At 44.4% G+C, this 11450-nt stretch carries 11 protein-coding genes and 4 pseudogenes; 14 read left to right on the forward strand and 1 reads right to left on the reverse strand.

The window, feature by feature from the left end:
- The first annotated feature begins 104 nt into the window (after positions 1–104).
- The 9 genes and pseudogenes from JCM14505_RS04120 (at position 105) to JCM14505_RS10405 (ending at position 7575) form a co-directional block, all read left to right on the forward strand.
- Positions 105–323, forward strand: a complete 219-nt coding sequence (locus JCM14505_RS04120; RefSeq protein ID WP_082405618.1) for a YqgQ family protein — start codon at positions 105–107, stop codon at positions 321–323.
- A 26-nt stretch (positions 324–349) separates the two neighbouring features.
- Positions 350–1321: an ROK family glucokinase gene (locus tag JCM14505_RS04125; protein ID WP_054653149.1), complete on the forward strand. Its 972-nt coding sequence runs from the start codon at positions 350–352 to the stop codon at positions 1319–1321.
- A gap of 28 nt (positions 1322–1349) precedes the next feature.
- Complete coding sequence (locus tag JCM14505_RS04130) at positions 1350–1754, forward strand: rhodanese-like domain-containing protein (RefSeq protein WP_054653151.1); 405 nt, start codon at positions 1350–1352, stop codon at positions 1752–1754.
- 308 nt (positions 1755–2062) lie between these two features.
- Positions 2063–2974: a PLP-dependent cysteine synthase family protein gene (locus JCM14505_RS04135; RefSeq protein WP_054653153.1), complete on the forward strand. Its 912-nt coding sequence runs from the start codon at positions 2063–2065 to the stop codon at positions 2972–2974.
- 16 nt (positions 2975–2990) lie between these two features.
- Positions 2991–4141 (forward strand): annotated as a pseudogene (locus tag JCM14505_RS04140) (trans-sulfuration enzyme family protein).
- A 366-nt stretch (positions 4142–4507) separates the two neighbouring features.
- A pseudogene (locus JCM14505_RS04145) lies at positions 4508–5622 on the forward strand (5-methyltetrahydropteroyltriglutamate--homocysteine S-methyltransferase).
- Positions 5623–5625: 3 nt separating this feature from the next.
- Positions 5626–6470, forward strand: a pseudogene (locus JCM14505_RS04150) (MetQ/NlpA family ABC transporter substrate-binding protein).
- Between the two features lie 63 nt (positions 6471–6533).
- On the forward strand, positions 6534–7277 hold the full coding sequence (locus JCM14505_RS04155) for an oxidoreductase (protein WP_306455176.1): 744 nt from the start codon (positions 6534–6536) through the stop codon (positions 7275–7277).
- Positions 7249–7575, forward strand: a complete 327-nt coding sequence (locus JCM14505_RS10405) for an oxidoreductase (RefSeq protein WP_306455177.1) — start codon at positions 7249–7251, stop codon at positions 7573–7575. Before JCM14505_RS04155 ends, JCM14505_RS10405 begins: the two co-directional genes overlap by 29 nt.
- A gap of 40 nt (positions 7576–7615) precedes the next feature.
- On the opposite strand, the gene JCM14505_RS08685 is transcribed toward JCM14505_RS10405, so the two are convergent.
- The gene (locus JCM14505_RS08685) at positions 7616–7792 is read right to left on the reverse strand and encodes a DUF3042 family protein (RefSeq protein WP_082405619.1); all 177 of its coding nucleotides are present in this window, start codon (positions 7790–7792) and stop codon (positions 7616–7618) included.
- A 133-nt stretch (positions 7793–7925) separates the two neighbouring features.
- On the opposite strand from JCM14505_RS08685, the pseudogene miaA reads away from it, so the two are divergent.
- The 5 genes and pseudogenes from miaA to JCM14505_RS08960 all read left to right on the forward strand — a co-directional run bounded on the left by miaA (position 7926) and on the right by JCM14505_RS08960 (position 11441).
- A pseudogene (gene miaA / locus JCM14505_RS04160) lies at positions 7926–8850 on the forward strand (tRNA (adenosine(37)-N6)-dimethylallyltransferase MiaA).
- Positions 8851–8994: 144 nt separating this feature from the next.
- The gene (gene glnA / locus JCM14505_RS04165) at positions 8995–10335 is read left to right on the forward strand and encodes a type I glutamate--ammonia ligase (RefSeq protein ID WP_054653155.1); all 1341 of its coding nucleotides are present in this window, start codon (positions 8995–8997) and stop codon (positions 10333–10335) included.
- Positions 10336–10565: 230 nt separating this feature from the next.
- Positions 10566–10748, forward strand: a complete 183-nt coding sequence (locus JCM14505_RS04170) for a hypothetical protein (protein ID WP_054653157.1) — start codon at positions 10566–10568, stop codon at positions 10746–10748.
- Complete coding sequence (locus JCM14505_RS04175; protein ID WP_156249830.1) at positions 10706–11092, forward strand: hypothetical protein; 387 nt, start codon at positions 10706–10708, stop codon at positions 11090–11092. Before JCM14505_RS04170 ends, JCM14505_RS04175 begins: the two co-directional genes overlap by 43 nt.
- Before the next feature lie 157 nt (positions 11093–11249).
- Entirely contained in the window at positions 11250–11441 is a 192-nt protein-coding gene (locus JCM14505_RS08960) for a hypothetical protein (RefSeq protein ID WP_156249831.1), read from the forward strand.
- Positions 11442–11450 lie beyond the last annotated feature (9 nt).

An 11450-nucleotide genomic window follows, 5' to 3' on the forward strand; every position in this document is an offset into this window, starting at 1 on the left:
CGTAGAATCAAAAAATAATCTCGCAAATCACTCGATAAAGCGTTTTCTTAGTGGTATGATATTAATACTTGCCGTAATGATCATGGTTCGGATGGTGATAAATTATGGATAATCAACAACCATTGCGGACGTTATATGACGTCCAACAATTATTAAAGCGATTTAATGTCTTTGTGTATGTTGGGAAACGACTGTGGGATATTGAATTAATGGCGATTGAGCTTGATAATTTATTCCAAGCGGGTGTGATTGAACGGGATGTTTATTTACAAGCGAAGTTAGTTTTGCGAAAGGAACATCGCGAGGAAGCGGCACGAAATTAATTGATTTATTTAGGAGATGAGAGAAGATGACGAACAAGAAGTTAATTGGGGTTGACCTTGGTGGGACGACGATTAAGTTTGCAATTTTAACAGCAGAAGGTGAAATTCAAGAAAAGTGGTCAATTCGGACCAATGTATTGGATGAAGGGTCCCACATTGTCCCTGACATCATCGAATCCATCAACCACCACTTAGATCTTTACAAGATGAATAAGGATCAATTTATCGGAATCGGAATGGGAACGCCGGGAACGGTTAACCGGGAATTAGGAACGGTTATCGGTGCCTACAACTTAAACTGGAAGACCACGCAAAACGTCAAGGAACAAATTGAAGCGGGCACGGGCTTACCATTTGCCATTGATAACGATGCTAACTGTGCCGGGCTTGGGGAAGCCTGGAAAGGTGCCGGAAATGATGGTGATGATGTGGTCTTCATGACGCTTGGAACTGGTGTTGGGGGCGGTGTCGTTGCCAACGGTGAATTAGTCCACGGGATTAACGGGGCCGCTGGTGAAATTGGACACATGATTGTGGAACCAGATCATGGTTACCTTTGTACGTGTGGTAACAAGGGTTGTTTAGAACAATATGCTTCAGCGACGGGGATTGTGCACTTAGCTCAAGATGCGACGGAAGAATACGAAGGTGACAGCCCATTAAAGGCCGCCGTTGACAATGGGGAAGAAGTTACGGCTAAGATGGTCTTTGACCTCGCCAAGGAAGGTGACTACTTAGCGAACACGGTGGTAGATAAGGTTTGTTTCTACCTTGGGTTTGCCGCGGCTAACCTTAGTAACACGTTGAACCCAGAATCATTTGTAATTGGTGGTGGGGTTTCAGCCGCTGGTGACTTCTTGTTAGATCGGGTTAAGACTAACTTCCAAAAGTATGCTTTCCCAACGGTGCGGACGTCAACGGAAGTTAAGTTAGCTCAATTAGGTAACGATGCTGGGGTAATTGGGGCCGCTTCATTAGCAACTAAGTTTGCGGACTAGTTAATAAATTGTAGGTGAGGTAAGGATTATGAACTCATTTTTAATTGGTTTTGATATTTTAGTAACCTTTATTTTGGTCTTTTGGCTAGTAACGTACCTGATTGGTCGCTATCGCCGGACGCATTACGCGACAGTAATTGATCAAGCAACGTTCCAAGCCGGCTCGCATAAAGCGCAAGTGATTGATTTGCGCCAAAAAGATGCCTTTGATAAAGGTCATATTTTAGGGGCGCGAAACTTACCTTACCAATTCCTAAAGCAACAATACCGGGACTTACGCCCAGATCGTGATGTTTACTTGTATGACGACACGATGACGTTAAGTACGAGTGCGGTGGCCTTCTTAGGGCGGCGTGGTTACAAGCACCTCTACATTTTAGATGGTGGTTATACCAAGTGGACGGGGAAGACTAAAGCCGCTAAGTTTAATTAAGTTACAAACGAAGTTACTAATCGGTAGCTTCGTTTTTTTTGATAAAAAGTAAGTAAATCAGTTGCAAATGGCAGTTAATTCATTTATTATTAAGAACAATCTTATGAAAGGAAACCTATCATGATGAACCAAGTTAGTATGAACAGTTCAGTATGTTGTTGCGAAGTACGTCAATCGATTGTACTCCGCTTCTTTGGGTAGCGTTTCTTTTTATTAAAGAGCAATTTAAGTGGGTCATAATCATTGGCGTTGAACAAGTAATTTTGTTCAGCGCCTTTTTGTTTGGATTTGGAAAGGAGTAGTTATAAATGTTAATTCATTCAGTGGGGGAATTAATTGGTCACACACCATTACTGGAATTGCCAATTGAAGTCCCAAAGCAAAGTCATATTTATGCTAAATTGGAAATGTTTAATCCAGGAGGATCAATCAAAGATCGTTTGGGACAATTCTTATTACAAACGGCGTGGAGCCGAGGGGAGATTAATGCGCACACTACAATTATTGAACCAACGGCTGGGAATACGGGCATTGGCATTGCCCTAGCAGCACGGCAACTTGGATTAGCAACAATTTTAGTGGTTCCACAACACTTTAGTTTTGAAAAACAAACGTTGATGAAAGCGTTAGGGGCGCAAGTCATTAATACCCCTGATGAGGCTGGGATGCAAGGGGCCACGGCAAAGGCCCAAGCGCTCGCGCAAACAATTGCGCATGCGTACGTCCCAAACCAATTTTTGAATGAGGATAATCCACGAGCCTATGAAACAACTTTGGGCCCAGAAATTATGGCTGATTTAGCTGGTAAAAAGATTGATGCGGTGGTGATTGGTGCTGGAACGGGTGGTACTTTTGCGGGGGTCGCCAAGTCAATTCATGCGGTGTATCCGACGGCAAAATTAATTCCGGTGCAACCGCAAGGATCAATCTTAGCTCAGCAACCAGCGGGTCCGCATCGAACCGAAGGCATTGGGGTGGAAATGGAACCGCCATTTTTTGCCGGTTTGCCAATTGACAGTGTGCAAACTATTTCTGATGACGCGGCCTTTGGCTGGGTGAAACGTGCGGCTAAAGAATGGGGCTTGTTCATGGGATCATCATCTGGCGCGGCGGTGGCTGCCAGTTTAGCGGTAGCCAAGCAATTGCCGGAGGGTTCCAACATTGTGACGGTGTTACCGGATTCAAGTGAACGGTATTTAAGTGAAGGAATTTATGATTAACGAGGAGCAAATAAAGATGAAATTTAATACTCAATTAATTCATGGTGGTAATAGTGAAGATCCAACAACGGGAGCAGTATCAACTCCGATATATCGTGCGTCAACCTTTCATCAACGGAAACTTGGTGGTGAAGTGAAATGGGAATATGGGCGAACTGGTAATCCGACGCGAGCGTCGTTGGAAAAATTAATGGCTGAATTAGAACAAGGTGTGGCTGGTTTTGCATTTGCTTCAGGATCAGCGGCGATTCATGCGGTCTTTTCTTTGTTTTCAGCTGGTGACCATTTTGTCGTTGGCAATGATGTTTATGGCGGAACGTTTCGGTTAATTAATCAAGTTTTAAAACGGTTTGGCTTTGAATTTACGGTGGTTGATACGCAAAATTTAGCTGCCGTGGAAGCGGCCATCCACCTAATACGGTAGCGATTTACTTTGAAACGCCGACCAATCCGTTATTAAAGTTAACAGATATTAAAGCTATCACTAAAATTGCGCAGCAGCATGACCTTAAGACAATCATTGATAATACGTTTGCAACCCCTTATAATCAGCAACCGTTAACCTTGGGAGCTGATATTGTTGTGCATTCAGCCACTAAATACTTGGGAGGCCATTCTGATGTGGTGGCCGGGATTGCAGTAACTAATAAGTTAGAACTAGCCGAACGCTTGGCGTTTTTACAAAATGCAATTGGATCGGTTCTAGGACCAGATGATTCGTGGTTATTGATGCGAGGAATTAAAACGCTGGGGGCTCGGATGCGAGTTCATCATGAAAACGCCCATGCGGTGGCTGACTTTTTAGTGCATGATCCACGGGTGGCCAAGGTTCTTTATCCTGGCCTAACTGATTTTCCTGATCATGAATTAGCGCGTAACCAAATGCGGGATTTTGGGGCGATGATTTCATTTGAATTGAAGCCAGGACTATCCGCCAAACAATTTGTAGAAAGTCTTAAGTTGATTGATTTAGCCGAAAGTTTAGGGGGAATTGAAAGTCTGATTGAATTTCCGGCTGTGATGACGCATGGAGCCATTCCACGGGAGGTACGCTTAGCCAACGGGATTAAGGATGAATTAATTCGGTTATCAGTAGGGATTGAAGATGAGCAAGATTTAATTGCTGATTTAAAGCAGGGCTTAACGCAACTCGATGGTGAAAATTAATTTATTTTAATGGTTGACATGTTTGATTAACGTGCTAAAATGATTACAATTAAAAATTAATTAGAAAACGCTGAGAAAAGATGAGTAACGAAGGTTGACCCGGTCCAGTGAGCTAGGTAAGTGAGAACTAGTGCGGATGTCGCCTCGTGAAGATGGTCTGGGAGCGTTTGGTGTCGGCGAGCGTTAAGTTAGCTGACCCCGAGTGACGATCGATATTCACGTCCGGGTTTACATTTTCGTGAACCTAGTAAGGAAAATTTGGGTGACCAGATTTTCAAATTCGGGTGGTAACACGTTTATTTTGGACGTCCCGCAATGAGCCAGTTGGTTCGTTGTGGGGTGTTTTTATTTTAGGAGGAATTAATCATGAGTAGTCATTTTGATATTGTCGGATCATTTTTACGCCCTGCGGCCTTAAAGCAAGCACGCTTGCAATTTGAACAGGGAAATTTGGACCAAGCGGACCTAACGAAGGTTGAAGATCAATTAATCACGGAATTAGTTAAACAAGAAGTGGCGGCCGGCTTAACGGTGGTGACTGACGGTGAATTTCGGCGGTCGTATTGGCATTTAGATACCTTTTGGGGCTTTGGCGGAATTGACCACACCCAAGCTGCCCACGGGTATTTCTTTCACGATGAGGAAACGCGTCGTGATGCGGCCACGGTGACCGGACCAATTCATTTCACAGGACAACATCCAGATTTAGCGGCGTTTGAATTCTTAAAGTCGGTCACGCCTGCTGGCATTACGCCCCGGCAAAGTATTCCATCCCCGGCGCAATGCTACTTTGAATTAATTCGGGATCAGGAGAATGTCGAGGCATTACAAGCAGTCTATCCCAATGAAACGGACTTATTAACGGATTTAATTCAACCTACCGCGATTTAATTCAAGCCCTCTATCAAGCTGGTTGTCGCGATTTGAAACTTGATGATTGTACGTGGGGCACGTTAGTCGATGAGGATTTCTGGCAAGGTCCCGGCAAAGAATTATTTGACCGGACCGAACTGCAGGCCAAGTTCTTAGCCTTAGATAATGCGGTCTTAGCTGGCTGGCCGAGTGATTTGCGGCTTTCAACCCACGTTTGTCGGGGTAATTATCATTCAACGTGGGCGAGCGCCGGTGGTTACGGCGCGGTGGCTGATGACTTATTTGGAAAGTTAAATGTGGATGCATATTACTTAGAATTTGATGATGATCGATCGGGGGATTTTGCGCCCCTGGCCAAGGTAACGGGCGACAAAACGGTCGTCTTAGGGTTGGTCACGAGTAAGCAAGCAACCTTAGAAGACCCTACGACTTTAATTCAGCGGGTGACAGAAGCCAGTCAATATGTGCCACTGGAGCGGTTAGCGTTAAGCACGCAATGTGGTTTTGCCTCAACGGAAGAGGGGAATCAATTAACGGCCACTGACCAATGGAACAAAATTAAACTAGTGGTGGAAACGGCCAAGCAAATTTGGTCCACGGAGGAATAGTTAATGAAAAAGCAAACGAAATGGTGGCTTAGTTTAGTAGCCGTCGCGGTAATTGGTGGAGGTGCCTGGGGACTACAACATCACCAAGACCAACAAACGATTACGGTCGGTTCCCTTGGTGGGGATGTTGAAACGTGGCAACAAATTGCGAAAAGTCCGGTGACAAAGCAAGCTGGCTTGAAGATTAAGGTTAAATCATTTACGAATCCTGTACAGTTAAATGACGCAACCGCGCACGGGGAAATTGATGTGAATGCTTTTCAATCATGGGCCTATTTAGAAAATTACAATCATGAACATCCTAAAAAGCAGTTAGCAGCGCTGGGAACGACGTATTTAGAACCGATGGGCTTGTATTCTGATAAGTACCAGCAATTAAAAGCCCTGCCGGATGGCGCCCAAATTGCGATTCCTAATAATCCAGCCAATACGGCGCGGGCCCTGGCGCTCTTGCAGGCGGCCGGTTTAATTAAGCTCAAAGCAACCTTTACCTCCACGAGTGGAACGAATCAAATTGCGGCTAATCCGCATCATTTCAAATTCTTGGAAATTGATGATACCACTGGACCGCGGGTGTTGAAATCGACGGATGCGTGGTGATTGGGAATACGATTGCGCAAGAAGGGCATTTAAATGTTTTAAAAGATGCGCTTTATCATGAACAAGTTAATCAAAGTACCAAGGATAATATTAATGTGATGGCCACGGCCAAAGCACAATCGCATAACAAGCGTTACTTGAAATTAGTTAAGTTGTACCATGCCAAACAGATTCAAGCGTGGGTAACGAAGCGATTCCATGGTACGAAGGTTGAGGTTAATAAACCATTATCATACCTTGAAAATTAAGCATGAAACCGGTTAACCGACCTGGTTTTTGATACAATCAAAGGCAAAGGAAGGTGAAGTTAAATGGCAAAATTATTAACCCCAGTTACGTTAGGGGGTGTGACCTTAAAAAATCGGGTGGTCATGCCACCAATGTGTATGTATGATGTCGCTAAGGAAGATGGGTTACCAACGGCGTTTCATCATGCGCATTATGGGGCGCGGGCAATTGGTGGCGTTGGCTTGATTATCCAAGAAGCAACCGCGGTGGACCCGGTTGGCCGGTTAACCAGTCATGATCTCGGCATTTGGAATGATGAGCAAGCGCAAGCCTTAACCGGGCTCGTGGCCGAAGTTCATGCGCTAGGGGCTAAAATGGGGATTCAACTTGGGCATGGGGGCCGGAAAGCGGCTGATGAAGCTCAGCCAGTTGCTCCGAGTGCGGTGCCTTATGATGAGCAAGGTACATTTGCCACACCACATGAGTTAAGCCTAGATGAAATTAAGGCGACGGTGCAATCATTTGCGGATGCGGCGAAACGAGCCGACCAAGCCGGCTATGATGTTATTCAGTTACACGCCGCGCATGGGTATTTAATTAATCAATTCTTGGAACCAACTACGAATTTGCGGACGGATAGCTATGGTGGTTCGTTAGCAAAGCGTTTCGAATTCTTAAAGGAAATTGTCATTGCGATTCAAGCCGTGACGTCCTTGCCAATTTGGGTGCGGTTGTCAGTAACGGCCTATGCGGATCACCAAAATTCCATCGCCGATTACCAACAAATTGCGCAATGGTGTGGAACACCTAGGTGTAAAAGCCATTAATGTGTCAACGGGGGGCTTGCTACCATTAGCGCCAAATTTCCCTGTTTATGGCGGGTATCAAATTCCGTTCGCGACGCAAATTAAGCAAGCTGTTTCAATTCCGGTGACGGGAGTGGGGCTGATTGATAGCCCAACCTTAGCGGAACATTTATTGCAAACTAATCAAGTTGATTTGGTCGAAATTGGGCGGACCTTAATTCGCGAACCAAACTGGTTGGTTCACGCCGCGCATGTGTTACATGATCATGATTTTGCACCATACAATCACTCCTACGAACGAGGAACGAAAGGATACTAAAAAAAACGGACTGGATGACCCAGTCCGTTTTATTGTTTGATTAGAATTGGTGAGCAGAACGATTCTTCCGCGTTGCCTTGCGTTGGTTTTCATCCAACTTAGCTTCTTCTTGTTCGATTGGTTCGATAACTTTCTTGTGGAAAGTAAGTGCTCCGCTAGCAACGGCGGCGACGGCAGCTAACGTTCCCGTTAAGAAACCTTTAGTAAAACTCTTCATAATTAACATCCCCCTTTAATTTGCTACCTTTATTATGCAAAATTTTAGGAATGATTTCCAGTTTCTAGTCAAAAAAATCAATGCCCTTGGTATAATCGAAACAGAATGTAAAATAAAGGATGGCAATAAATTTATGGCGCAAGTAATTGCAATTGTCGGGCCAACGGCAGTGGGAAAAACGGCGTTGTCGTTAGAATTGGCCCAACATTTAAATGGAGAAATTATTTCGGGTGATTCGATGCAAATTTATCGGCACCTTGATATTGGAACGGCGAAAGCGACCCCAGCGGAACAAGCCGTTGCACCCCATTATTTAATTGATATCAAAGACCCCCATGAACGCTTTTCGGTTGCTGAGTTTAAAGAACTCGCTCAAGCGAAAATTAACGAGATTGTTGCGCGGGGCAAACAACCAATTATTGTTGGGGGGACTGGCTTTTATCTTCAAGCCTTAATGGAAAATTTGAGTTTAGGAAATGATCAGTTTGATGCGGAATCAGAGGCGATTCGGCAACGACTTCGGGACCAATTAGCAGCCACAAGTCCGGAAGCGATGTGGAATCGATTGCAGCAAGTTGATCCAACAGCGGCGGCTAAAATTCCAGTGATGAACACACGCCGGGTGATTCGGGCGTTAGAAGTCATTGAAAAAAACGGGCCAATTATTTTCGGATCAACCACAATTAGCCCCCCTCGATGATTACTATGTGGTGGGGTTGAATACGGAGCGCTCGGTGTTATATGACCGCATTAATCACCGGGTGGATCTGATGATGGAACAAGGACTATTGGATGAGGCAAAGTGGCTCTATGAGCAAGGGGGCATGGATTGGCAAAGTGGCAAGGGAATCGGCTATCGCGAATTAATGCCTTATTTTGCTGGGGAAGTGAGCTTAGCTGATGCGATTAACCAAATTAAACTTGATTCGCGTCATTATGCTAAACGGCAATTAACATGGTTCCGCAATCAAGTTAATACGCATTGGTACGACTTGGTTAGTGGTCAAAATACAACTAAAGAAATTGAAGCTGATCTAACATCTTGGTTAAGAAAATAAACAGTTGCTTAGAATTTACTTATTAACTAATGAAAGTTACTTAATTTAATTGATTTTTAGTGCTTTGATTGATAAAGTTATAGGCAATTGTTAATCGTCACGCGGTTAATAAAATTTGAAAATTTGAAGATGAAGGTACAATTTATGACAAAGCATGTTTATACAGATGCGGAAGTGCACGCTTTAGTAGAGCAAGAAAACGTCCGCTTTTTACGGTTAATGTTTACTGATTTGTTTGGATCAATGAAGAGTGTTGATTTACCAATTAGTCAACTAGATAAGTTACTCGCCAACCGGGTGATGTTTGATGGATCATCAATTGACGGGTTTGTGCGGATTGAAGAAAGTGACATGTACTTACATCCAGAAATGAGTACCTGGATGATTTCACCATGGGGGGCTGAACATGGGAAAGTGGCCCAAGTGATTTGTTCCGTTTACAAGACGGATGGGGAACCATTTATGGGGGATCCACGGAACAACTTGAAGCGGGTCTTGAAGCAAATGGAAGAAGCTGGCTTTACGGCATTTAACATCGGTCCTGAACCAGAATTCTTCTTATTTGAAACTGATGAAAAAGGTGAACCAACGCTCCAAGTTAACGATCAAGAAAATTACTTTGACCTTTCACCAGCCGACCGTGGGGAAGATTGTCGGCGGGACATTGTCTTAGCCTTAGAAAAGTTAGGCTTTGACGTGGAAGCCGCGCACCACGAAGTTGCCCCTGGTCAACATGAAGTCGACTTCAAGTACTCAGATGCTCTTGAAGCAGCTGATAATATTCAAATTTTCAAATTAGTGGTTAAGAATATTGCCAAGCAATATGGCTTCCACGCCACGTTCATGCCAAAGCCATTATCAGGAATTAATGGTTCTGGGATGCACATGAACATGTCATTATTTAACCAAGATGGCAATACATTCTATGACGAAAATGACGCCTTGCAATTATCCCAAACGGCTTACCACTTCTTAGCTGGGGTGATGGATCATGCGCGCAGTGTGACGGCCATCTCCAACCCAATCGTGAACTCATACAAGCGTTTGGTACCAGGATATGAAGCGCCAGTCTACGTTGCTTGGTCGGCGCACAACCGGAGCCCAATGGTACGGGTCCCAAGTGAACGGGGCATGGGAACGCGGTTGGAATTACGGTCGGTTGACCCGGCTGCGAACCCATACTTAGCGATTGCCACCATTTTAGCAGCCGGGTTAGACGGCTTGAAGCGCGAATTGACGCCAGCGCCAAGTGTGGATGAAAATATTTACCACATGACGGAAGAAGAACGGATTAAGCGCGAAATTAAGACGTTACCAGACACGTTGCACAATGCGTTGAAGAGCTTGGCCACGGATGAAGTAATTAAGGAAGCCTTAGGGGATCACTTATACAAGAACTTCATGGAAGCCAAGACGGTTGAATATGATTCATACCGCCAAGCCGTTTCACGTTGGGAACAAAACCGGTATATGTCTAATTATTAATAGGTCGTGAACCGAGCATTAAAAGCGACGATAGGCTAACTTGGAAACGGGGCTTGACGTAGGATACGTCGAGGTTCGTTTCCAGTTAGTCCTAGTCGCTTGCTCGGTGAACGTAGTTACTAAGTTGCCGTCGAAAATATGACTAACTTCAGTGACAACGACCAATTTATTTAAAACAATCAAAGCTCGGCATTAGTCGGGCTTTTTGCAATTTAGAGGGGGATAAGAAGATGGATATTACAAAGATGCTCCAAGCCACCATTCGGTTAGACCGCGCGCAATTAGAAGGATATGATGTAATGGTTGGTCCCACGGCGCGCAAGATGAATACAATGATGCAATTAAATATTAATTTAGCTACCTGGCGAAAATGCTGGGGTGGGGCGATTTACGGCCGGTTGACCATCACGTGACTGCTGATGAAAAACTTAACCAAGGGATTCGTGTGTTGTATTGGGCCCTGTTATTTAGCGCTCAACAACAATGGACCCACCTCGTTGTTATGGATGATGAACGGATGAATAAAATTAAGGCGGCCAAGCCAGTAGCGCGCGTTGATGACCAAGCTAAATTATACTTAGTGATGCAACAATTCTTAGCGAGTGCCTATTACAACCATCGCCAAAGTGACTTTCAACATGCGTACCGGTTAATTTGGAAAGTTTTGTGGGTTGATTTAGGCATGCGTGACGAAGCAATTACCACGGCCTTTGAAAATTATATCCAAGTGCGTGAGCAACAAATTCCGCAAGATTAGCGGTATAATATAGTTACCAACGAAAGAGGTAATGAATGATGAATTTTAAAGATTTTAGTGTTAAAGATAAGTTGCAAATCTTAACCGGCAAGCCTAAGACGACCCAAGTTGATTCAGTGGCGATGGACAAGATTTTGGCATTGTTACCGGATGGTACGTGGAACGGATTCCGAAGATTGTCCGGAAGCATGCGACGACGAAGACGATTGAACGGATTGCCAATGAACACCCTGATTTATATGCAATTGCTAAGCAACCGGGGGAACTACCGGCGGATGCAAAGTCAGTTTTACGGCAAGCGGTAACAGATATTTTTGATCAAAAGATGCAAAAATATAATATTAAGTAATGCTTAAAC

The organism is Limosilactobacillus equigenerosi DSM 18793 = JCM 14505, assembly GCF_001311375.1.
Lineage (GTDB): Bacteria > Bacillota > Bacilli > Lactobacillales > Lactobacillaceae > Limosilactobacillus > Limosilactobacillus equigenerosi.